Source organism: Salipiger marinus (genome assembly GCF_900100085.1).
Lineage (GTDB): Bacteria > Pseudomonadota > Alphaproteobacteria > Rhodobacterales > Rhodobacteraceae > Salipiger > Salipiger marinus.
On sequence record NZ_FNEJ01000008.1, the window covers coordinates 115,488 to 137,872 of the forward strand.

Consider the following 22,385-nt stretch of genomic DNA (forward strand, 5'->3'; position numbering starts at 1 on the left):
CCCGCTCTGCCTAGAAGGCGCGGGAGCACAGGAAAGGACCGGGATATGGGATTTCGCATGGGGATCGTGGGTCTGCCCAACGTGGGCAAGTCGACCCTGTTCAACGCGCTGACAAAGACCGCCGCAGCGCAGGCGGCCAACTTCCCCTTCTGCACCATCGAGCCCAATGTGGGCGAGGTGGCGGTGCCCGATGCCCGGCTGGACCGGCTGGCGGCCATTGCCGGGTCAAAGCAGATCATCCCCACCCGGATGACCTTTGTCGACATCGCCGGTCTGGTCAAAGGCGCCTCCAAGGGCGAGGGGCTGGGCAACCAGTTTCTGGCCAATATCCGCGAGACGGATGCCATCGCCCATGTGCTGCGCTGTTTCGAGGATGACGACGTCACCCATGTGGATGGCCGCGTCGATCCCGTCGCCGATGCCGAGACGATCGAGACCGAGCTGATCATCGCCGACATGGAATCGCTGGAAAAGCGGCTGCAGAACATCCTGCGCAAGGTGCGCGGCGGCGACAAGGAAGCGGTGCAGCAGGAACGCCTGATGCGCGCCGCGCTGGAGATGCTGGAGGCGGGCAAGCCCGCGCGTCTGGTCAAGGTCGATGCCGAAGACGCCAAGGCATGGCGCATGATGCAGCTTCTGACCTCGAAGCCGGTGCTCTATGTCTGCAACGTGTCCGAGGACGAGGCCGCCACCGGCAACGCGCTTTCGGCCCGGGTGGCCGAGATGGCGGCGGCGCAGGGCAATTCGCATGTGGTGATCTCTGCCAAGATCGAGGAAGAGATCAGCCAGCTCGACCCCGAAGAGGCCGAGATGTTCCTGTCGGAACTCGGGCTCGAGGAAGCCGGGCTCGACCGACTGATCCGCGCCGGATACGAGCTGCTGCATCTGGAGACCTATTTCACCGTGGGCCCCAAAGAGGCGCGCGCCTGGACGATCCGTCAGGGCACCTCGGCGCCGCAGGCCGCAGGCGTCATCCATGGCGATTTCGAACGCGGCTTCATCCGCGCCGAAACCATCGCCTATGACGATTTTATCGCCAGCAACGGCGAACAGGGGGCCAAGGAGGCGGGCAAGATGCGCGCCGAAGGCAAGTCCTATGTGGTGCAGGACGGCGACGTGCTGCACTTCCTGTTCAACACCTGACCGCCAGACCCTACGGGTCCACGCTTGCCCCGGCGCCGCACTGATCCGCGGCGTCCGGCCTGCCTCCGGCGGGAGTTTATTTGGCAAGATGAAGCCAGATGGCCCTCATTCATCTTGCCCCTAAACTCCGGGGAGCGCGAGGGGCTGGCCCCTCGCTGGCCGTCCGCCGACACGGGCGCTGGTCCTGACGCACTCGATACATTGACACGCGCGCGCCAAGGCTCCATCCTGATTTGGTATACCAAATCTGGGGGGAGTTCCTTTGGCGACGATCACGGTGATCGGGCTCGGCTCGATGGGCATGGGCATGGCACAATCGCTGCTGCGGGCGGGGCATGTGGTGCATGGGCTCGACATTTCCGAGGCGCGCATGGCAGCGTTTCAGGCCGAGGGCGGCGCGGCGGGCAGCGTAGCCGAGGCGGCGGCGGCAAGCGACGTGCTGGTCTGCGTGGTGCTGAACGCGGCGCAGACGCGCGAGGTGCTGTTTGGCGCGGGTGGCGCGGCGGCGCATCTGCGCCCCGGCGCGGTGATCCTGTCCTGCGCCACCATCGCCCCTGCCGAGGCGCGGGAGTTTGCCGAAGTGGCGGCAGGGCGGGGCCTGCTTTATCTTGATGCGCCGATCTCCGGCGGGGCGGCCAAGGCCGCGCAGGGGCAGCTGTCGATCATGGCCTCGGGGGCGGCGGAGGCTTTTGCCGCGGCGGGTCCCGCGCTGGAGGCCATGGCGGCCACGGTGCACGAGCTGGGCGCGGAGCCCGGCGCGGGCAGCGCCATGAAGGCGGTCAACCAGCTGCTGGCGGGCGTGCATATCGCCGCCATGGGCGAGGCGGTGGCGCTGGGGATCAGTCAGGGGCTGGATCCGGCGCGCATCGTGCAGGTGATCTCCGCCTCGGCGGGCACCTCTTGGATGTTCGAGAACCGCGCCCCGCATGTGGTGGAGGGGGATTACACTCCGCGCTCCGCCGTGGCGATCTGGCCCAAGGATCTGGGCATCGTCGGCGGCATCGCCGCCAGCGCGGGCCTGCCCGTGCCGATGACCGAGACGGCGCTGGCGCAGTTCCGCGCCGCGGTGGAGGCGGGCGATGCCCAGATCGATGATGCGGCGGTGATCCGGGTCTATGCCCGCGCCGCGGGCCTGTCGCTGCCGGGAGAAAGCTGATGTATCTGGGCTGTATCGGCGACGACTTCACCGGCTCCAGCGATCTGGGCAACACGCTGGTCAAGCAGGGCATGCGCACCGTGCAATATGTGGGCGTGCCGCAGGGGCCTGCCGATCCGGCGGTGGAGGCGGGGGTGGTCGCGCTCAAGTCCCGTTCGATCCCGGCCTCCGAGGCGGTGCGCCTGTCGCTCGCCGCGCTGGACTGGCTGCGCGATCAGGGCTGCACGCAGTTCCTGTTCAAATACTGCTCCACCTTCGATTCCACATCAGAGGGCAATATCGGCCCGGTGGCGGAAGCGCTGGCCGAGGCGCTGGGGGCGGAGAGCGTGATCTTCTGCCCGGCCTTTCCGGCGACGGGGCGGACGATCTATCAGGGCCATCTGTTCGTGGGCGACCATCTGCTGTCCGAATCGGGCATGCAGCACCATCCGCTGACGCCGATGACCGATCCCGACCTGCGGCGGGTGCTGGCGGCGCAGATCGGCGGCGCCGTGGGCCATGTGCCCGCCGCCACCGTCTGGCAGGGGCCGGAGGCGATCCGCGCAGCCCTTGCCGCAGAGGCGCAGGCCGGGCGCCGCTTTGTCATCGCCGATGCGATCCGCGACGAGGATCTGCTGAGCTGGGGCCGCGCGCTGGCCGGGCAGCGGCTGATCACCGGCGGATCCGGCATCGCCCTTGGTCTGCCCGGCAATTTCCCGCTGTCGGGTCAGGCGGGCGCGTGGACGGGGCAGGGCGGGCGCGTCGTGGCGCTGTCGGGGTCGTGTTCCACCGCCACGCGCCGACAGGTGGCCGCACATGACGGGCCCAAGCGCGAGGTGACCGCCGAGGAGGCGCTGGCGGGGCTTGCGCCCGAGGATCTCGCCGACTGGGCGCTGGCGCAGGACGGGCTGCCGCTGATCTATTCCTCTGCCGATCCGGAGACGGTTGCGGCGGCGCAGAAGGCGCATGGCCGCGAGAAGGTGGCCGCAGCGCTGGAGGGGCTGTTCGGGGCCACGGCACGGGTGCTGGCCGCCCGCGGCATCCGGCGCCTGATCTCCGCCGGGGGCGAGACCTCTGGCGCGGTGGTGGAGGCGCTGGCGCCCGACGCGCTGGAGATCGGGCCCGAGATCGATCCCGGCGTGCCGGTGATGCGCGCGGGCGACATGGTGCTGGCGCTGAAATCCGGCAATTTCGGCGCCGAGGATTTCTTTGCCAAGGCGGCGCGGGTGATGGAGCAGGATCAATGACCGAAACCCGCCTGCGCGAGGATCTGTGTTATCACGCCGCCTCCCTGTTCGACCGGGGGCTGACCGGCGGGGCGTCGGGCAATATCTCGGTGCGCACCGAGGATGGCGGGCTGCTGGTCACGCCGACCGGATCGAGCCTTGGGCGGCTGGATCCGGCGCGCCTGTCGAAATTCGATGCAGAAGGGCGGTTCCTGTCCGGCGACCGGCCCACCAAGGAAATGCCCCTGCACGAGGCGTTCTACGAGACGCGGACCAAGACCGGTGCGGTGGTGCATCTGCATTCCAGCCATTCGGTCGCGTGGTCGATGATGCCGGATGTGGAACCGGACAACCTGCTGCCGCCGCTGACCCCCTATGCGGTGATGCGTCTTGGCAAGGTCAAGCTGCTGCCTTTCTTCGTGCCCGGGGATCCGGCCATGGGTGATGCGGTGCGCGGTCTGGCGGGGCGGCGGTCGGCGGTGGTGCTGGCCAATCATGGCCCCGTGGTCGCCGCCAAGGATCTGGAGGCCGCCGTCTATGCCATGGAGGAACTGGAGGAGACGGCGAAGCTGGCGCTTCTGCTGGAGGGACGCCAGCCGCGCATGCTGACCCAAGGGCAGGTGCAGGCGGTGGTGCGCAAATTCGACGTGGAATGGGACTGACCTATGCTGTTTTCCGCCAATATCGGCTTTCTTTACACCGACCTGCCGCTGCCCGACCGCATCCGCGCCGCCAAGCGCGCGGGGTTCGACGCGGTGGAATGTCATTTTCCCTATGACGTGCCCGTGGCCGAGATGCGCGCGGCACTGGACGAGACGGGGCTGCCCATGCTGGGGCTGAACACCGTGCCGGGCAATCCGGCGGCGGGGGATTTCGGCCTTGCCGCCCTTCCCGACCGGGCGGAGGAGGCGGCGGCGGCGGTGCGGCAGGCGGTGGAGTATGGCGCGGCCATGGGGGCGGCCAATGTGCATGTGATGGCCGGGCGCACCGATGGCGGTGCCGCGGCAGAGCAGGCCTATCGCGCCACGCTGGGGCTGGCCTGTGATCTTGCAGCCGAAAAGGGCATGACCGTGCTGATCGAGCCCATCAACCGCCGCGACGTGGCAGGTTATCATCTGGCGCATGTGGAACAGGCGGCAGAGACCATCGCGGCGCTGGGGCGCGACAACCTGCGCATCATGTTCGATTGCTATCACACGCAGATCATGCAGGGCGATCTGATCCGGCGGTTCCAGACGCATCTGCCGCTGGTGGGGCATGTGCAGATCGCCGCCGTGCCCGACCGGGGCGAACCCGATGGCGGCGAGATCTGTTTCGAGCGTCTGCTGGCGGCCTTTGCCACGGCAGGCTGGAAGGCGCCGGTGGGGGCCGAATACAAGCCGCGCGGCGGGGATACGGAAGTGGGCCTTGGCTGGCTGGCGCCCCTGCGCGCGGCATTGACCTGAACGGAAAAGGACAGACGGAATGACGGAAGTTTTGGCGGTCGGCAAACCCGACCAGATGAGCCGCGAGGCACTTGCGGGTCTTGGCTGGACGGCCTGTGCGACGCTTGACGAGGCGCGCGCGCTGCCCGAGGACACCCGCAAGGGCGTGAAGGCCATCGCGTTTTTTGGCCATTCGCCCTTTGGCGGCGAGGCAATGGATGCCTTTCCGGCGCTGGGGCTGATCGCGAATTTTGGCGTGGGCTATGATGCCATCGACGTCGGCGCGGCGAGCCCGCGCAACATCAAGGTCACTAACACGCCCGACGTGCTGAACGATGACGTGGCCGATCTGGCCGTGGCCATGCTGCTGGATTTCTGCCGCGACACCCGCGGCGCCGAGGCGCATGTGCGCTCTGGCGCATGGGGGGAACAGGGCGCCTATCCGCTGCAGCGCAAGGTCAGCGGTGCCAAGACCGGCATTCTGGGGCTGGGCCGCATCGGGCGCGAGATCGCCGACCGGCTTGCCGCCTTCAAGATGGAGATGCATTACCATTCGCGCTCCGAAAAGGAGACGCCGGGCTGGACCTATCACGCCGATCCGGTGGCGCTGGCGCGCGAGGTGGATTTCCTGATCGTGGCGCTGGTGGGCGGCCCCGAGACGGCGGGCTATGTCACCCGCGAGGTGCTGGAGGCGCTGGGGCCGGATGGCATCCTCATCAACATCTCGCGCGGCACCACGGTGGACGAGGCGGCGCTGCTGGACCTGCTGGAGCAGAAGAAGATCGGCGGTGCCGGGCTCGACGTGTTCCTGAACGAGCCGAAGATCGACCCGCGCTTCCGCACGCTCGACAATGCCGTGCTGCAGCCGCATCAGGCCTCGGCCACGCGGGAGACCCGCACCGCCATGGGCCAGCTGCAGCGCGACAACATCGCCGCCTTCCTGAAGGGCGAGGCGTTGCTGACCCCGGTCAACTGACACGAAAAAGGCCCGGAGGATGTCCTCCGGGCCTTTTACATCCGGTATGGGCGTGTCTCAGGCGAAGATGCCGGGCACCAGCGCGCCGCGCGCCTGAATGACCTTGGCGGCAAGCTGCATCGCCTCGGCTGCGGCATCCTGCGGGGATTTGCCCTGTGCGAGCCCGGTCAGCAGACCGGCGGCAAAGCTGTCGCCCGCGGCGGTGGTATCGACGAGGTTCTCGACCTTCACGGCGGGCACCTCGTGCATGCCCGCCTCGCGCTGCCAGAGCTTCAGCGCGCCGCCGCCCTGTTTCACCGCGACCAGATCGGCGCCAAGATCGCGATAGCGCTCCACCGTCGCTTCGGGGCTGGCATCGCCGAACACCTGTTCTTCCTCGTCAAAGCTTGGCAGCACGATGTCGGCGGTGCGCGCGCCCATGGTCAGGCCCTCGCGCATGGCCTCGGCGCTGCCCCAGAGCCGGGGGCGCAGGTTGGTGTCGAAGGAGACGATGGCGCCCCGGGTGCGGGCCCGCGACACCGCCCCGCAGAACAGCTCGCGCTGTTCTGGCGGCAGGATGGCCAGCGTGATGCCGGAGAAATGGATCATCTCCCGGTCCTTGAGGATGCCATCAAGCCAGCTCAGGTCATCGGCCAGCATCCGCGCCGCCGACTGTCCGCGCCAGTAGGAGAAGCTGCGCTCGCCCTTGTCGAGCGAGATCATGTAAAGCCCCACGGTGCGGTCGGGCAGGCGGCGCAGGGTGGAGGTGTCCACCCCCTGCGCCTCCATGAAGGCCACCATTTCGGCGCTGACCGCATCCTCGCCCACGCAGCTGCCGTAGCTTACCGTCCAGTCGTCGGGCAGCAGGCGGCGCGCATACCATGCGGTGTTGAACGTGTCGCCCGCGAAGCCCCGGCGGTACATCTCGTCCCCGGCCTGCGCCAGTTCCACCATACATTCGCCAAGGGACAGGAACGCGCTCACAGCAGGCCCCGCTCCGCGAGGTTGCGCATCAGGGCAGAGGTGCCGAAGGTCCATTCCGGTGCTTCGGTGGACAGGCGCACGGTGTTGTGCAGCGCGCCCAGCGTCGGCTCGGAAATGGTCACCGTGTCGCCGACGTGATGGGTGAAGCCCTGACCGGGCGCGTCGCGGTCCTTGGTCGGGGCAAACAGCGTGCCAAGGAACAGGAAGAAGCCGTCGGGATACTGGTGATGCCGCCCGATGGTCTGCGCCACGATCGAGGCCGGATCGCGGCTGATCTGGCTCATCGAGGAGGCGCCATCCAGCACGAAGCCGTCCGTGCCCTTGACGGTCATGGTCAGTTCGGCCTTGCGCACGTCATCCAGCGTGTACTCGCCGTCAAAGAGCCGCAGGAACGGCCCGATGGCGCAGGAGGCGTTGTTGTCCTTGGCCTTGCCCAGCAGCAGGGCCGATCGGCCCTCGACGTCGCGCAGGTTCACGTCATTGCCCAGCGTCGCGCCCACGATGTCGCCGCGCGAATTGATGGCGAGCACGATCTCGGGTTCGGGGTTGTTCCACTTGCTGATGGGATGCAGGCCCACGGTGGCACCCCAGCCGACAGCGGCCATGGGCTGCGCCTTGGTGAACACCTCGGCATCCGGGCCGATGCCCACTTCCAGATACTGCGACCACATGCCTTCGGCCTGCAGCACGCGCTTGACCTCCATGGCCTTTTCCGAGCCGGGCTCGATCCCCGACAGCGAGGTGCCGATCACCGAAGTCACCTTGGCGCGGATCGCCTCGGCCTTGTCGGGATCGCCCGCCGCCTGTTCCTCGATCACGCGTTCGACCATGGACTGCGCGAAGGTCACGCCGCTGGCCTTCACCGCCTGCAGGTCGCAGGGGGCCAGCAGGTGCAGCACGTCATCGCCCGCCGCCTCGTCGGATCCGGCGACCAGATCGGCCAGCGTGCCGATGGTTTCACCGGCGGCGGCGCGCAGGGCGCCGGCGGGATCGTCGCGTTCCAGCAGGTCGCGCATGGTGGGCAGGGCCTTGCTGGTGATGTCCACCAGCGTGTCGCCGCGCAGGGCCACCAGTGCCGGGCCGATGCCGGGGCGCCAGACGCGGCCCACGAACAGGGCGTCAGGGGTAGGGTTGGAATGGGGAAGCATGGTCAGTCCTTTCGCTTGGCCGGTCACGCGACCGGCGGCAGCATTTTGCCGGGGTTGAGAATGCCCTTCGGGTCAAGCGCGTCCTTCACCCGGCGCATCCAGTCAAGAGCGGCGCCATGTTCGGCGCCCATGTATTTCTGCTTGCCAAGCCCGATGCCATGTTCGCCGCTGACGGTGCCGCCAAGCGCCAGCGCCAGCTCGTTCAGCCGTCCGGCGAAATCATGGGTCCGGGCCAGATCCTGCGGATCGGCAGGATCGAAGCGCACGGCATAGTGGAAGTTGCCGTCGCCCACATGGCCCACCACGGTGCCGATGATGCCCATTTCGGTGGCCAGAGCCTTGGCCTTGGTGATGGCCTCGGCCAGCCGCGAGATCGGCACGCAGACATCGGTGGCCAGCGTCCGCACGCCGGGGCGCAGTGCGGCAGAGGCATAATGCGCGGAATGGCGCATCTTCCACAGCGCGCTGCGGTCCTCGGTGGTGGTGGCTTCCTGCCAGTCGGCCATGCCGAAATCCTCGGCAATCTCGCGGAAGCTCTGCGCCTGTTCCGCGACACCGGCGGGGGTGCCGTGGAATTCCACGAACAGATGCGGCGTCTCGGGCAGGGTGCCGCCCGAATGCAGGTTGAAGCCGCGCACCATCATTTCGTCCAGAAATTCGATCCGGGCCATGGGCAGGCCGCTCTGGATGGTGAGGATCACGCAGTTCACCGCCGCCTCGACATCGTCGAAACGGCAGATCGCGGCCAGCACGCCTTCGGGCTGGCCATGCAGGCGCAGCGTCAGTTCGGTGATGATCCCCAGCGTGCCTTCGGATCCGACCAGCAGATGGGTCAGATCATAGCCCGCAGAGGATTTGCGCGCCTGTGTGCCGGTGCGGATCACCGTGCCGTCAGACATCACCGCCTCCAGCGCCAGCACGTTTTCCCGCATGGTGCCATAGCGCACCGCCGTGGTGCCGGAGGCGCGGGTGGCGGCCATGCCGCCAAGGGAGGCATCGGCGCCGGGGTCGATGGGGAACCACAGCCCGGTGGCCCGCAGCGCCTCATTGAGGGCGGTGCGGGGGATGCCGGGCTGGATCACCACGTTCAGATCCTCGGCATTGACCGCCAGCACCCGGTCCATGCGCGAGAAATCAAGGCTGATGCCGCCTCGCACCGCCAGATGCTGCCCCTCCAGCGAGGTGCCGGCACCGATGGCGGTGACGGGAATGCCTTCTGCCGCGCAGGCGGCGACAATCGCCGCCACCTCCGCCGTGGTCTGTGGATAGGCCACCGCATCGGGCAGGGCCTCGGGGAAATGTGCCTCGTTGCGCCCGTTCTGCGCCCGGGCCGCGTCGCTGGTGGCGAAGCGGGGACCAAGAAGCGTCGCAAGCGTGTCGAAGGCAGCCATCATTTACCCCAGTTGAGGACCAGCGGATCAAGCGGTTTGATGAGCTCGATAAGCATCGAAGCGGTGTCGGGATGCAAGGGGGCAATGGGGTGACGGCAGAAGGCCGACTTGATGACCCCGCCCACCACCATCGCATGTTTGGCCGACCGGAAACCGCACTGACGGTTCTCGTGGTTGATGGCGGGCAGCACGCGGGCATAGCCGTCAAACGCCTTCTGCCGGTGACCGGCAAGGAAATCCATCACCACCGGGCGGATCTGGTCGGGGATCATGGCAGAGGTCATGCAGCCGGTGGCGCCCGCGTCCAGATCGGCCAGCAGGGTGATGCCTTCCTCGCCGTCGAAGGGGGCCTCGATGGCGGCGCCGCCTTCGGCGATCAGGCTGCGCAGCTTGGCGGCGGCCTGCGGGCATTCGATCTTGAAGAGCTTCAGCATCTCGATCTCTTGCGCCATCTTGACCAGCAGCGGCACCGGCAGATCGACGCCCGACAGCGGCGCGTCCTGCAGCATGATGGGAATGCCCACCTCGCCCACCTGACGGAACTGTTCAAAGGTCTGCTCGGCGCTGCCTTTCAGCAGGGCGCCGTGATAGGGCGGCATCATCATGACGATGGCGGCGCCCAGATCCTTGGCCTCCTGCGCGCGCTTGACCACGATGGGTGTCGCGTAATGCGAGATGGTGACGATGACCGGCACCCGGCCCGCTACATGCTCCAGACAGAGCTTGGTCAGGATGGCGCGTTCCTCGTCCGAGATCAGGAACTGTTCGGAGAAGTTGGCAAGGATGCAGATGCCGTCGACGCCCATGTCGATGGTGCAGTCCAGAACGCGCTTCATGCCCTCCAGATCCAGCGTGCCATCGTCATGGAACGGGGTGGGAACAACGGGCCAGCAGCCGGTGTAAGTGGTCATGGAAATCCTCCCGGGAGTGATGAGACAGGGTCAGGGGGCGCCGAAGGCCGACACAAGCGCCAGCGCGACGACGGCCAGCATGGCGGTGGCCATGCCGAAATTGATCAGACGCTGGGTCCGGTGGCTGAGGTTCAGCCGGTGCAGGGTCACCCCCGCCCAGAGCCAGCCCATGTGGATGGGGATCCAGATGGCGTTCAGGATCAGGATCTTGGTCAGCGTTTCAAAGGCCAGATTGCCGGGCGCATAGGAAAACCCGGTCATCAGCGCGGTGTTCACCGCATAGGCCTTGGGGTTGATCGCCTGCAGCAGCAGGCCCGCGCGGATGCCGGGGGCCGATTTCGCCTCGATGAAGGCGATGCGGCTTCCCGCCAGCGCGATGCGGGCGGCGAGATAGAGCAAATAGGCGACCGAGGCCACCATCAGCACCGTGCGCACCGCAGGCACCGACAGCACGATGGCGGCAAGCCCGGTCAGCACGGCGGTCATCACCATGTTGGTGCCAAGGAACAGCCCGATGGCGTAGCGCAGCCCGTCGCGCCAGCCATAGGCGGCGCCCACGCCTGCAATGGACAGCACACCGGGCCCCGGCGTGATAAGCAGAAGGATCACGGCGGCGGTAAAGCTCAGCATCCGCCCCGATCATCCCCTGCTGCCGCGCGCCGCGCCATCGTCAGTCCTCCGCTCCGGATGCTGTCGCTTGCATCCGTCCGTGTTTGGTATACCATTTTCAGGAATACGGTCCCGCCCCGGATTGTCAATGGTTTCGCGCGCCCTGCGCGGACCCGCAACGGGCGGAGGGAGAGGGAAGACTTTATGGAACTGTTCGATCTTTCGGGCCGCACCGCGCTGGTGACGGGCTCTACCATGGGCATCGGTCTGGCGCTGGCGCGCGGGCTGGGGCAGGCGGGGGCCAGCGTGCTGCTCAACGGCCGCAACCCCGACCGGCTGGCCGAGGCCGTGGCCGGGCTGCAGGCCGAAGGCATCACCGCAGCGGCGCTTGGCTTTGACGTGACCGACGTGGCCGAGGTGCGCGCGGCGGTGGACGGCCATGAGGCCGAGCACGGGCCCATTGACATCCTCATCAACAATGCCGGCATGCAGCATCGCGGCCCGCTCGAAGATTTCGACCCCGAGGCCTTTGACCGGCTGATGCGCACCAATGTCTATTCCGCCTTCTACGTGGCGCAGGCCTGCGCGCGGCACATGATCCCCCGCAAGGCGGGGCGGATCGTCAACATCGCCTCGGTGCAGAGCAAGCTCGCGCGGCCCGGCATCGCGCCCTATACCGCGTCCAAGGGCGCGATCAGCAACCTGACCATGGGCATGGCGACGGACTGGGCCAGACACGGGCTCAACTGCAACGCCATCGCGCCGGGCTATTTCAAGACGCCGCTCAACGCCGCGCTGGTGGCGGATCCCGAGTTCAGCGCATGGCTGGAAAAGCGCACCCCGGCGGGCCGCTGGGGCGAGGTCGAGGAACTGGTGGGGGCCTGCGTCTTTCTCTGCGCGCCTGCGTCCAGCTTCGTGAACGGCCATGTGCTGTTCGTGGATGGCGGCATTACCGCGTCGCTCTGACGGCGCAATCTCTGGGAGGAACGGATATGAGCAACACCCCCGTAGTGGGCTTCATCGGCGTGGGCCTGATGGGTCACGGCATGGCCAAGAACATCCTCAAGGGCGGCTATCCGCTCTGGGTCAAGGGCAACACCAACCGCGCCCCCGTGGAGGATCTGCTGGCGCAGGGCGCGCAGGAGGCCACATCGGCCCTCGAGATGGCGCAGGCCTGCGACATCCTGCATCTGTGCCTGTCAAACTCGCCGCAGATCGAGGCGGTGATGCGCGGCCCCGACGGCGTGATCGCGGGCGCCCATCCGGGGCTGGTGGTGGTGGACAGTTCCACCGCCGATCCGGCCTCGACCCTGAAGCTGGCGGCGGAACTGGCGGAAAAGGGCGCAAGCCTTGTGGATGCGCCGCTGGGGCGCACCCCGAAAGAGGCCGAGGCGGGCACGCTTGATGCCATGGTCGGCGCCGATGACGCGAGCTTTGCCAAGGTGCTGCCGGTGCTGCAGTGCTGGGCGGGCAACATCAACCGCGTGGGTCCGGTGGGCGCCGGGCACAAGATGAAGCTGGTGATGAACCTCATCTCCATGAGCTATGCGGCGCTTTATGCGGAATCGCTGGTGCTGGCGGCCAAGTCCGGCATCAGCCCGCAGACGGTGCGGCAGGTGATCGGATCAAGCCGGTTGTCCAACGGGTTTTTCGAGACCTTCATGACCTATGCCGTGGACCGCGACCGCGAGGCGCATAAATTCGCCATCGCCAATGGTGGCAAGGACGTGCGTTATGCCAATGCGCTGGCCAATGAGGTGAACGCGCCGTCCTTCATCGCCTCTGCCACGCGGCAGTATTTCGCCATGGCAGAGGCCATGGGCCATGGCGGCGACTATGTGCCGACCATTGCCGACCGCGTGGCGGAGTTTGGCGGCATCGATCTGGCGGCAGAGGTGGCGAAGGGGGCCTGAGCCCTAGCTGCTGGCACGGCGGATCAGGCTGAAGCCCAGATCGATCCGCGTGCCGCGCTCCATGTCGCCGCTGAGGATCAGTTCGGCGGCGCGGCGCCCGATGGCCGCGCCGTCGATGCGGATGGTGGTCAGCGCCAGCCCGCTTGACCCCGCCATGTCGAAATCGCCAAAGCCGGTAAGGGCGATGCGGTCCGGCACCGAAAGGCCCGCGCGCATCGCCTCGCACCAGGCGCCCGCGGCCAGCGTGTCGCTGACGCAGATCAGCGCCTGCGTGTCCGGCCAGCGCCGCAGCACCTCGCGCAGGCCCTGCGCGCCGTAATCCGGGCCGGTGGCGCCCCGGCGCGGCGGCAGCAGCAGCACCCGTTCGTCCGACAGATCGCGCAGGCAGTCGCGATAGCCCTCCAGCCGCAGATGGCCACGGCTGTCATGCGCGCGGTCCAGCCCCACAAAGGCGATGCGCCGCCGCCCGGTGTCGATCAGGTGGCGGGTCATGGCCGATCCGGCGGCCCGGTTGGAAAACCCCACCGCCACATGCACGGGCCGTTCCGGCAGATCCCAAAGCTCCAGCACCGGCAGGGCGGCCCGCTCCAGCAGGGCGCGCGCGTCGGGCGTGTGCCGGTCCGAAGTCAGCACCAGCGCCTCGGGCCTGCGGCCCAGAAGGGTGGGGATCAGGGCCGCCTCGGTTTCGGGGTCATATTGCGTGGCGCTGAGCAGAAGCTGCAGCCCGCCCTCCGCCAGCCCTTCCGACAGACCGCGCAGGGTGGTGGCGAACACCGATTCCTCCAGCGTGGAAACCAGCGCGCCGACGATGCGCGAGCGCTGCGAGCTGAGCGCGCCCGCGGTTTCGTCCAGCACATAGCCCAGTTCCGCCACGGCCTTCTGCACCTTGGCGAGCGTGGTCTGGCTGACCTTGCCGGGGGTGCGCAGGGCGCGGCTGACGGTGATGGTGCCGACGCCCGCCCGCGCCGCCACATCCCCCATGGTGACCCATTTCCGCGCCTCTGACATCTCGGTGCTCCGTTGACCTCTCCGGCATAATGGTGGTATCGATACCATGCAATCATGGTATCGATACCACCATCTGACCCCAACCCGAGTCGCGAGGAGGAGAAGCGATGCTGACGGAAGACCAGAAGGCGTTTTACGCCGAGAACGGCTATTTGATGGTGGAGGACGTGCTGCGCCCGGAGGAGCTGAAGCGGCTGCAGGAGATCACCTATGGGCTGATCGACGGCTCGCGCGAGGTGAGCCAGAGCAACGAGGTCTATGACCTTGACCGCGGCCATTCGGCGGAGGCGCCGAAGCTGACGCGGATCAAGCTGCCGCACAAGCGCGATCCCTATTTCTGGGAGATCCTGCGCAATTCCCGCATCACCGAGGTGCTGGGTGATCTGCTGGGGCCGGATGCCACGCTGCTGACCTCCAAGCTCAACACCAAGGCGCCGGGGGGCGGCGCGGCGGTGGAATGGCATCAGGACTGGGCGTTTTATCCGCATACCAATGACGACCTTCTGGCCTTCGGCATCATGCTGGAGGACGTGCAGGAAGATACCGGCCCGCTCATGGTCATTCCCGGCACCCATAAGGGACCGCTGCTGAGCCATATGGCCAATGGCGTCTTTGCCGGAGCGATCGATCCGGAGGATCCGCTGTTCGAGAAGCAGAAGGCGGTGACGCTGACCGGGCGCGCGGGCAGCATGACGGTGCATCATGCCCGCATCCTGCACGGCTCGGCGCCGAACGTGTCGGACCGGGCGCGGCTTCTGCTGTTCTACGAGATCGCCAAGGGCGACGCCTGGCCGATCCTTGGCAGCAATTCCTATTTCCACGCGCTGGGGCAGGCGAAATTCTGGGAAGATCTGCAGGAGCGGACCATCACCGGCAGCCCCTGCCTGACGCCGCGGCTAGAGCCTGTGCCGGTGACCATGCCGCTGCCGCCCGCGCCCGATACCGGATCGATCTTCCGGATGCAGGAATCGGCGGGCGCCAAAAGCGCGTTTCGCTGAGATCGCGGGGCGCCGCCGCCCTCACTACGGTGGCACCCTGCGCGGGGTCGGCTTCGAGGAGGGAGCCGGCCCCTTTTTATGCGCGAGGGATCCCCTTGGCCGGGGATCCCGGGGCCGGGTCAGCCCGCTTCTACCGCGCGGCCGTCGGCCAGCATCGCCTCGAGGTCGAGCGGGCTGCAGAAGCCTTTTTCCACCTCGGCATCCAGCGCGTATTCGGCGGCCTTGACCTTTTCCAGCCGCGCGATGACCTCGTCGAGCCGGGCGAAGGGCACCACCACCACGCCATCGCGGTCGGCCACGATCATGTCGCCGGTGCAGACCGTGCGCCCGCCGATGGCGACGCTGCCACCCACCGTGCCCGGACCCTTGCCGAAGGGCGAGGAGGGCACCAGCCCCGTACACCATGCGGGCAGGCCCACCTTCACGATGCCCGCGTAATCGCGCAGCGGGCCATCGGTCACGAAGCCCGCGCCGCCGCGGTTCTTCAGCATGCCCATGACGCGGTCCCCGGCGGCGGCGCAGGTCTGGTGTCCGTCCGCGCCTGCCACGAGGATGTCACCGGGGGTGATGGTCTGCAGGGCCGCGAGCGTGGCCAGAAGATCGGCCGCACCATTTTCCGCGCACCATGCGGGGCCCGCGGCGGTGCAGTCGATGTCCCGTCCGAAGCCGATCGGCTGGATCGCCGGGGACAGCGCGCCGCCGCCGCCCATGGCGTCGCAGACGAAGCTGGTGGGCACGCCCTGAAAGGCTGCGATCTGCTCGGGCGTGGGGCGCGGCGCATCGCGGCGGATGGTCAGAAGGGGGGGTTCTTCAATCATCTTGGTTCTCCTCAGAACAGCGACTGCATCAGGTAAAGCGTGCCCATTCCCGCCACCAGCGCACCCGCCACCGACAGCCGGAAGGCGACGAAGAAGGTGGCGAGGGCCGCGATGATCCGGGCGGGGTCGGTTTCGCCGCCGGTCGCGGCGGGCCAGAGCACCAGCGGCGTGACCATGGCGGGCAGAACCCCCACGCCCACATATTTCAGGTGCAGCACGAACCAGTCCGGCAGCTGCCGCCCGCCCAGAAAGCCCAGAAAGGAAAACCGCACCAGAAAGGTGCCGATGCCCAGCAGGGCGGTCAGGGTCCAGAAGGTGGGGGTGTCGATCATGGGGCGCTCCGGAGGTTGCGGCGGCGCAGCGCCAGTTCGGCCTGCGCGCCGACCAGCATGGCCACGATGGCGGCGGCGATCAGGCCCAGCCCCGAGGGAAAGCCCGCAAAGAGGATGGCGCAGAGCACCGAGACGGCGGCGGCAAGGATATGCGGCAGCGAGCGCAGCAGCGGCGCTGTGATGGCGATGAAGCAGACGGGGGCGGCAAAATCCAGCGACAGTTGCGGCGGAATCGCCTCGCCGATCACCGCGCCCAGCAGGGTGCAGCCATACCAGAACGGGCAGATCAGCGCCATGACGCCGAAATAATACGCGACCTTGTCGTCGCGGCTCATGCGCGGCTGGTCCTCATAGGTCTTGACCGCCACGGCATAGGCCTGATCCACCATGAGATAGGCCATGAGCGCGCGCGTCCCCAAGGGCGCGTGGCCCACATGCGGCACCAGCGCTGCGGAATAAAGCGCCATGCGCAGGTTCACCGCCAGGGCTGCGGCCAGCGCCACGAAGACCGGCGCCTGTTCCTGCAGCAGCGCGAGCGCGGTGAACTGCGACGCGCCCGCGATGACCAGCACCGACATGGCCATGACCTGCAGGATGTCGAGCCCGGCATCGCGCGCCACCACGCCGAACAGCATGGAAAACGGCACGACCACCGCGATGAAGGGCGCGCAGTCGCGATAGCCCTGCCAGAACGCGGCCCGCCTCATGCGGGGCGCTTTCGGTCGCGAGTGGTATTTTCAATGGCAAAACTGTTCTGGATCAGGGCGTTGCACGCCCTGTGTCTTTGGCGGTCCTGCATGCGCTGGCCTCCCTCCCACGAATGCTCTTGCATTTGGTATACCAAATTGGGAAGCTGCTGCAAGAACGAGCGCGCCGGGAGGGGCGCGCGGAGGAGACCTAGCCAGAGGAAGCCAATCGTGTCCGATACACGCGCCAACAAGCGGTTCCGCTCTCAGGAGTGGTTCGACAACCCCAACAATCCGGGGATGACCGCGCTCTATGTCGAGCGCTACCAGAATCAGGAATACATCCGCGACGAACTGCAGGGAGTAAAGCCGATCATCGGCATCGCCAATACTGGCTCCGACATCGCGCCCTGCAACAAGATCCACGTCTTTCTCATGGACCGGATCAAGGCGGGCATCCGCGAGGCGGGCGGGATTCCCATGGAATTTCCGGTGCACCCGATTCAGGAAACCGGCAAGCGCCCCACCGCAGCGCTGGACCGCAACCTTGCCTATCTGAGCCTTGTGGAGGTGCTGCACGGCTATCCGATCGACGGTGTCGTGCTGACCACCGGCTGTGACAAGACCACGCCTGCCATGCTGATGGGGGCCGCCACGGTGGACATTCCCGCCATCGCGCTGAACGGCGGTCCGATGCTGGACGGCTGGTGGAAGGGCAAGCGCGCCGGATCCGGCACCATCGTGTGGGAATCGCGCCGCCTGCTGTCCGAAGGCAAGATCGACTACGAAGAATTCATGAGCCGGGTCTGTTCCTCGGCGCCGTCGCTGGGCCATTGCAACACCATGGGCACCGCGTCCACGATGAACGCCATGGCCGAGGCGCTTGGCATGTCGCTGACCGGCAACTCCGCCATTCCGGCGCCGTTCCGCGAGCGGATGTCGATGGCCTATCACACCGGCAAGCGCATCGTGGACATGGTGCTAGAGGATCTGAAACCCTCCGACATCCTGACCCGCGAAGCGTTCGAAAACGCCATCGTGGTGAACGCGGCCATCGGCGGCTCCACCAACGCCCCGCCGCATCTTCAGGCCGTGGCGCGCCATGCCGGGGTAGAGCTGAACGTGAAGGACTGGGAGACGGTGGGCTTTGACGTGCCGCTGCTGGTCAACATGCAGCCTGCGGGCGAATATCTGGGCGAATCCTTCTATCGGGCGGGCGGCGTGCCTGCGGTGATGGAAGAGCTGCGCAAGGCGGGCCGCATCCATGAGGGGGCGATGACCGCCACCGGCAAGACCATGGGCGAGAACATCCGTGGTCTGGACAGCGAAGACACCGATGTCATCAAGACCTATGATGCGCCGATGCGGCTCAATTCCGGGTTCAAGGTGCTGTCGGGCAACCTGTTCGATTCCGCGCTGATGAAGACCAGCGTGATCTCCAAGGACTTTCAGGAACGCTTCCTGTCGCAGCCGGGGCAGGAGGGCGTCCTTGAAGCCCGCGCCATCGTCTTCGAGGGGCCGGAGGATTACCACGACCGGATCAACGACCCGTCGCTGGAGATCGACGAGCACTGCATCCTGTTCATCCGCAATGTCGGCTGCGTGGGCTATCCCGGCTCCGCCGAGGTGGTGAACATGCAGCCGCCAGATGCGCTGATCCGTCAGGGCATCAACCACATGCCCACCGTGGGCGACGGGCGGCAGTCGGGCACTTCGGAAAGCCCGTCGATCCTCAACGCCTCGCCCGAGGCGGTGGTGGGCGGTGGTCTCGCCTATCTGAAAACCGGCGACACCGTGCGGCTGGATCTGAACGCCAGCACCATGAACGCGCTGGTGGATGATGCCGAATGGCAGGCCCGCAAGGACGCATGGACCCCGCCCGAGATCGTCAACCAGACGCCGTGGCAGGAGATCTATCGCAAGCATGTGGGCCAGCTGTCGGATGGCGGCTGTCTGGAACTGGCGACCGCCTATCAGAAAGTCGCCCGCGTGCTGCCGCGCGACAACCACTGAACGTGATGCGGGCTGGCTGGTCCAGCCCGCAACCCTTTGGGAGGATTGAATGAAAACCATCATCATCACGGGCGCGGGCAGCGGCATCGGTCGCCTGACCGCCCGCCGGTTTCTGGCCGAGGGCTGGAAGGTCGGTCTGGTGGGCCGCCGCGAGGCGCCGCTGGCCGAGACCGCAGAAGGCCATGACAACGCGCTGATCCTGCCCTTTGACGTTTCCGATCCGGCAGCGGTCGAGGCGGGCTTCGATCAGGCGATGCAGGCATGGGGCCGGATTGACGCGCTCTTCAACAATGCGGGCGTCAACGTCAAGGCGGGCATGATCGACGAGGTGCCGGCGGAGGACTGGCTGAACCTCTGTTCCATCAACATCACCGGCATGTTCCTGTGTGCCCGCGCCGCCTTTGGCGCGATGCGCCGTCAGGATCCGCAGGGCGGCCGCATCATCAACAACGGCTCGGTGTCGGCACAGGTGCCGCGCTGGGGCTCGGCCCCCTATACCACGTCGAAACACGCGGTCACCGGCCTGACCCGGTCGCTGTCGCTGGACGGGCGCGCCTTCAACATCGCCTGCGGCCAGATCGACATCGGCAACGCCCTGACCGACATGGCGGTGAAGATGACCCAAGGCGTGCCGCAGGCCGATGGCTCCATCGCGGTGGAGCCGGTGATGGACGCGGATCACGTGGCCAGCACCGTCATGCACATGGCCTCGCTGCCGCTGGAGGCGAATGTGCAGTTCGTCACCGTGATGGCCAGCGCCATGCCCTATATCGGTCGCGGCTGACCCCGGTTTCCGGCAAGGTCTGACGCCCCCGCAGCGGCTGCGGGGGCGTTGGCCTGTCTGGCGTGCTACCGCCGGAGCCGGGCCAGAACCCGCCCGTCAATGGCCAGAAGCCCCGCACCGATCAGCGCCAGCCCGGCATAGTGTCGCCCCGCCAGAGTTTCGCCCAAGAACAGCGCCCCCAGCAGGATGGCGCTGGCCGGGATCAGCAGGGTGACAAGGGCCGTGTTGACCGCCCCCGCCGAGGCTAAGAGCCTGAAGAAGATCACATAAGCCAGTGCTGTGGACACGAAGGCCAGCGCCGCCACCGCCAGCACCACGGCAAGGCTGGGGGCGGGCAGGGTCCATGGCCGGTCAACCAGCGCCGCCACCGGCGCCATCATCAGCGTTGTCGCGACAAGCTGGCCAAGCGCCACCTGCGCCGCACTCAGCCCCATGGTCCGGAACCTGCGGCCATAGGTGGCGGCAAGCCCGTAGGACAGCGCCGCCCCAAGGCAGGCCAGCATCCCGGCCAGTGCAAAGCCCGTGCCGTCCAGCAGCCCGCCGCCCATCAGCACCACGACCCCGGCAAAGCCGAAGCCGATGCCCGCCGCCTTGTTCGCGGCCATCCGTTCGTCGGCCAGCAGCAGATGCGCGGCGAGAATGGCAAAGATCGGTGTGGTCGCGTTCAGGATCGAGGCAAGACCGCTGGGAATCACCGTCTGCGCCCAGAACAGCAGGCTGAAGGGCAGGAGGTTGTTCAGCAGCCCCATGATCAGAAAGATGGGGATGGTCCGGCCCCGGAACGGCCAGCGCTCGCCGCCAAGCCGCAGCACCCCCACCAGCGCCAGTGCCGCAAGCCCGGTCCGGGCCAGCACCACCGTCAGCGGCGGCAGTTCCGTCACCGCAACGGCGGCGAAAAAGAACGCACCCCCCCAGAGAAAGGACAGCAGCAGCAGCAGCCCCCAGTCCCGTAGTCCCATCCGCATCCTGTCTGTCCCCGTCCGTGTCGTTGCGCAGGGCTTACCCGCTCTGCCGCCTGTGGTCTGGCCGTTTTCGGACCTCATCCTCCGGCATGGCTCGTCAGCGCGGCGGAGCGGGCGTAACCTGCACCCATGCTTGATTTCGACACCTGCAACGAGGCCCGGCTGCGGCGCGATCCGACCTATGACGGGGTGTTCTTCACCGCCGTCCGGACCACCGGCATCTACTGCCGTCCGGTCTGTCCGGTAAAGCCGCCGCTGACCCGGAATGTCAGCTATTTTCCCAGCGCCGCCGCCGCCGAGCGCGCAGGCTATCGGCCCTGCCTGCGCTGCCGCCCGGAAACCGCGCCGTTCTGCCCGGCGTGGAAGGGCACGCGCAGCACCGTGGAACGGGCGCTGAAGATGATCGAAGAGGGGGCGCTGGACCACGGGTCGGTCGAGGCGCTGGCGCTGCGGCTCGGGATCGGCAGCCGCCATCTGTCGCGGCTGTTCCTGCGGCATGTCGGGGCGTCGCCGGTCCAGACCGCCCTGACGCTGCGCATCGGGCGGGCCAAGCGCCTGCTGGACGCCACCGATCTGCCGCTGACCGACATCGCCTTTCAGTCCGGGTTCGGCAGCGTCCGCAGCTTCAACGCCGCCTTCCTGCGGCTTTATGGCCGCAGCCCCTCGCAGCTGCGCCGTCCGAAGACGCCGTGACGGGCGGTGGCCCCGCGTCGCCGCGGGGCCTTGGCCTCAGGCCAGCGCCTCCTCGGGCGTGATCGCGGGCAGCGACAGGGCCGCAGCCACGGCGCCATTGGTCAGCTGCCCCGCATGCACGTTCAGCCCCCCGCGCAGATGCGGATCCTCGGCGCAGGCGGTGCGCCAGCCCTTGTCGGCAAGGGCCAGCAGGAAGGGCAGGGTGGCATTGCCAAGCGCAAGGGTCGAACTGCGTGGCACGGCGCCCGGCATGTTGGCCACGCAGTAATGCTGGATGCCGTCGACGGTATAGACCGGATCGTCATGGGTGGTGGCGCGCGAAGTCTCGAAACAGCCGCCCTGATCGATGGCCACATCGACCAGAACCGCGCCCGGCTTCATGTCGCGCAGCCCGTCGCGGGTCACCAGTTTGGGGGCGGCGGCGCCGGGGATCAGCACCGCGCCAATCACCATATCCGCGCCCGACACCAGCTCTGTGGTGCTGCCTTCGGTGGAATAGCGGGTCTTGAACAGGCTGCCGAAGGCCTCGTCAAGCTGCCGCAGCCGGGGCAGCGACCGGTCGAGCACGGTCACATCCGCGCCCATTCCGGCGGCGATGCGCGCCGCATGGGTGCCGACCACGCCGCCGCCCAGCACCACGACCTGCGCGGGCCCGACGCCGGGCACGCCGCCCATCAGCACGCCGCGTCCGCCATTGGCCTTCTGCAGCGCCCAAGCCCCCATCTGCGGCGCAAGCCGCCCCGCCACCTCGGACATGGGCGCCAGCAGCGGCAGCCCGCCCCGGGCATCGGTCACCGTCTCATAGGCGATGCAGGTGGCGCCGGAGGCGAGCAGATCGCGGGTCTGGTCGGGATCGGGGGCAAGGTGCAGATAGGTGAACAGCAGCTGGCCTTCGGACAGCTGCGCGCGCTCTGGCGCCTGCGGTTCCTTGACCTTGACAATCAGTTCGGCCTCGGCCCAGATCTGCGCGGCGCTGTCGGCGATCTGCGCGCCTGCGGCGGTGTAATCTTCATCAGTGAATCCCGCGCCAAGCCCGGCGCCCGCCTGCACGAGCACCTGATGGCCATGGGCCACCACCTCGCGCGCGGCATGGGGCGTCAGGCCGACGCGGTATTCCTGCGGCTTGATTTCTGCCGGACATCCGATCTTCATGGTGTTTCTCCTCCCGTGGGGCTGTTGTGCCTGTCAGGATGCGCCGCGTGGCTTGCAATTTCCTTGCGGATTTGCTGCGTAGGGCGCGAGGTTCCTCGAA

At 67.6% G+C, this 22,385-nt stretch carries 23 protein-coding genes; 12 read left to right on the top strand and 11 right to left on the bottom strand.

What is annotated here, in order from left to right; translation table 11 throughout:
• The first annotated feature begins 45 nt into the window (after positions 1-45).
• From ychF to BLR51_RS10910, 6 genes are all read left to right on the top strand, one after another.
• The gene (ychF, locus tag BLR51_RS10885) at positions 46-1,143 is read left to right on the top strand and encodes a redox-regulated ATPase YchF (RefSeq protein WP_089846794.1); all 1,098 of its coding nucleotides are present in this window, start codon (positions 46-48) and stop codon (positions 1,141-1,143) included.
• Positions 1,144-1,405: 262 nt separating this feature from the next.
• Positions 1,406-2,299 (top strand): L-threonate dehydrogenase, encoded by an 894-nt coding sequence (gene ltnD, locus BLR51_RS10890; protein WP_089846796.1) that lies wholly within the window; start codon positions 1,406-1,408, stop codon positions 2,297-2,299.
• Entirely contained in the window at positions 2,299-3,525 is a 1,227-nt protein-coding gene (otnK, locus tag BLR51_RS10895) for a 3-oxo-tetronate kinase (RefSeq protein WP_089846798.1), read from the top strand. Before ltnD ends, otnK begins: the two co-directional genes overlap by 1 nt.
• Positions 3,522-4,166 carry a 3-oxo-tetronate 4-phosphate decarboxylase gene (gene otnC / locus BLR51_RS10900; RefSeq protein ID WP_089846800.1) on the top strand — a complete coding sequence of 215 codons (645 nt, stop codon included), beginning with the start codon at positions 3,522-3,524 and terminating at the stop codon, positions 4,164-4,166. Before otnK ends, otnC begins: the two co-directional genes overlap by 4 nt.
• A gap of 3 nt (positions 4,167-4,169) precedes the next feature.
• Positions 4,170-4,949 carry a hydroxypyruvate isomerase family protein gene (locus BLR51_RS10905; protein WP_089846802.1) on the top strand — a complete coding sequence of 260 codons (780 nt, stop codon included), beginning with the start codon at positions 4,170-4,172 and terminating at the stop codon, positions 4,947-4,949.
• A 19-nt stretch (positions 4,950-4,968) separates the two neighbouring features.
• The gene (locus tag BLR51_RS10910) at positions 4,969-5,904 is read left to right on the top strand and encodes a 2-hydroxyacid dehydrogenase (RefSeq protein ID WP_089846804.1); all 936 of its coding nucleotides are present in this window, start codon (positions 4,969-4,971) and stop codon (positions 5,902-5,904) included.
• A gap of 57 nt (positions 5,905-5,961) precedes the next feature.
• Here the strand turns inward: BLR51_RS10910 and BLR51_RS10915 are convergent, their stop codons facing one another.
• Genes BLR51_RS10915 through BLR51_RS10935 form a run of 5 tightly spaced genes read right to left on the bottom strand, consistent with a single transcriptional unit; the run spans position 5,962 to position 10,947 of the window.
• Positions 5,962-6,867 carry a sugar kinase gene (locus BLR51_RS10915; protein WP_089846806.1) on the bottom strand — a complete coding sequence of 302 codons (906 nt, stop codon included), beginning with the start codon at positions 6,865-6,867 and terminating at the stop codon, positions 5,962-5,964.
• Complete coding sequence (locus tag BLR51_RS10920) at positions 6,864-8,015, bottom strand: fumarylacetoacetate hydrolase family protein (protein ID WP_089846808.1); 1,152 nt, start codon at positions 8,013-8,015, stop codon at positions 6,864-6,866. The genes BLR51_RS10915 and BLR51_RS10920 overlap by 4 nt, the downstream gene beginning before the upstream one ends.
• Before the next feature lie 23 nt (positions 8,016-8,038).
• The gene (locus BLR51_RS10925; RefSeq protein WP_089846810.1) at positions 8,039-9,406 is read right to left on the bottom strand and encodes an FAD-binding oxidoreductase; all 1,368 of its coding nucleotides are present in this window, start codon (positions 9,404-9,406) and stop codon (positions 8,039-8,041) included.
• The gene (locus BLR51_RS10930; protein ID WP_089846812.1) at positions 9,406-10,317 is read right to left on the bottom strand and encodes a dihydrodipicolinate synthase family protein; all 912 of its coding nucleotides are present in this window, start codon (positions 10,315-10,317) and stop codon (positions 9,406-9,408) included. Before BLR51_RS10930 ends, BLR51_RS10925 begins: the two co-directional genes overlap by 1 nt.
• A 30-nt stretch (positions 10,318-10,347) precedes the next feature.
• The gene (locus BLR51_RS10935; protein ID WP_089846814.1) at positions 10,348-10,947 is read right to left on the bottom strand and encodes a LysE family translocator; all 600 of its coding nucleotides are present in this window, start codon (positions 10,945-10,947) and stop codon (positions 10,348-10,350) included.
• Between the two features lie 183 nt (positions 10,948-11,130).
• Between BLR51_RS10935 and BLR51_RS10940 the strand changes: the two genes are divergently transcribed.
• Together BLR51_RS10940 and BLR51_RS10945 are read left to right on the top strand one after the other, a co-directional pair.
• Positions 11,131-11,892: an SDR family oxidoreductase gene (locus BLR51_RS10940; protein ID WP_089846816.1), complete on the top strand. Its 762-nt coding sequence runs from the start codon at positions 11,131-11,133 to the stop codon at positions 11,890-11,892.
• A 26-nt stretch (positions 11,893-11,918) separates the two neighbouring features.
• Complete coding sequence (locus tag BLR51_RS10945; protein WP_089846817.1) at positions 11,919-12,839, top strand: NAD(P)-dependent oxidoreductase; 921 nt, start codon at positions 11,919-11,921, stop codon at positions 12,837-12,839.
• A 3-nt stretch (positions 12,840-12,842) separates the two neighbouring features.
• Here BLR51_RS10945 and BLR51_RS10950 read toward each other — a convergent pair whose 3' ends face one another.
• Positions 12,843-13,847 carry a LacI family DNA-binding transcriptional regulator gene (locus BLR51_RS10950; RefSeq protein ID WP_165616803.1) on the bottom strand — a complete coding sequence of 335 codons (1,005 nt, stop codon included), beginning with the start codon at positions 13,845-13,847 and terminating at the stop codon, positions 12,843-12,845.
• Positions 13,848-13,954: 107 nt separating this feature from the next.
• Here BLR51_RS10950 and BLR51_RS10955 point away from each other — a divergent pair, with 107 nt between their 5' ends.
• Complete coding sequence (locus tag BLR51_RS10955) at positions 13,955-14,845, top strand: phytanoyl-CoA dioxygenase family protein (protein WP_089846820.1); 891 nt, start codon at positions 13,955-13,957, stop codon at positions 14,843-14,845.
• Positions 14,846-14,964: 119 nt separating this feature from the next.
• On the opposite strand, the gene BLR51_RS10960 is transcribed toward BLR51_RS10955, so the two are convergent.
• The 3 genes from BLR51_RS10960 to BLR51_RS10970 are packed head-to-tail and all read right to left on the bottom strand — an operon-like array spanning position 14,965 to position 16,702.
• Entirely contained in the window at positions 14,965-15,663 is a 699-nt protein-coding gene (locus tag BLR51_RS10960) for an RraA family protein (protein ID WP_089846822.1), read from the bottom strand.
• A gap of 11 nt (positions 15,664-15,674) precedes the next feature.
• Positions 15,675-15,995, bottom strand: coding sequence for a branched-chain amino acid transport AzlD family protein (locus BLR51_RS10965; RefSeq protein WP_089846824.1), 321 nt, complete (start codon positions 15,993-15,995; stop codon positions 15,675-15,677).
• The gene (locus tag BLR51_RS10970; RefSeq protein ID WP_089846826.1) at positions 15,992-16,702 is read right to left on the bottom strand and encodes an AzlC family ABC transporter permease; all 711 of its coding nucleotides are present in this window, start codon (positions 16,700-16,702) and stop codon (positions 15,992-15,994) included. Before BLR51_RS10970 ends, BLR51_RS10965 begins: the two co-directional genes overlap by 4 nt.
• Before the next feature lie 210 nt (positions 16,703-16,912).
• Between BLR51_RS10970 and BLR51_RS10975 the strand changes: the two genes are divergently transcribed.
• Both BLR51_RS10975 and BLR51_RS10980 read left to right on the top strand, forming a co-directional pair.
• Positions 16,913-18,694, top strand: coding sequence for an IlvD/Edd family dehydratase (locus BLR51_RS10975; RefSeq protein ID WP_089846828.1), 1,782 nt, complete (start codon positions 16,913-16,915; stop codon positions 18,692-18,694).
• A 49-nt stretch (positions 18,695-18,743) separates the two neighbouring features.
• The gene (locus BLR51_RS10980) at positions 18,744-19,478 is read left to right on the top strand and encodes an SDR family oxidoreductase (protein ID WP_089846830.1); all 735 of its coding nucleotides are present in this window, start codon (positions 18,744-18,746) and stop codon (positions 19,476-19,478) included.
• Between the two features lie 65 nt (positions 19,479-19,543).
• Here BLR51_RS10980 and BLR51_RS10985 read toward each other — a convergent pair whose 3' ends face one another.
• On the bottom strand, positions 19,544-20,443 hold the full coding sequence (locus BLR51_RS10985) for a DMT family transporter (RefSeq protein ID WP_242656713.1): 900 nt from the start codon (positions 20,441-20,443) through the stop codon (positions 19,544-19,546).
• A gap of 126 nt (positions 20,444-20,569) precedes the next feature.
• Here BLR51_RS10985 and BLR51_RS10990 point away from each other — a divergent pair, with 126 nt between their 5' ends.
• A complete protein-coding gene (locus BLR51_RS10990) occupies positions 20,570-21,133 on the top strand; it encodes a bifunctional transcriptional activator/DNA repair enzyme AdaA (RefSeq protein ID WP_089846834.1) in 564 nt (187 codons plus the stop codon).
• Between the two features lie 36 nt (positions 21,134-21,169).
• Here BLR51_RS10990 and ald read toward each other — a convergent pair whose 3' ends face one another.
• Entirely contained in the window at positions 21,170-22,285 is a 1,116-nt protein-coding gene (gene ald, locus BLR51_RS10995; protein ID WP_089846836.1) for an alanine dehydrogenase, read from the bottom strand.
• Positions 22,286-22,385: the final 100 nt, after the last annotated feature.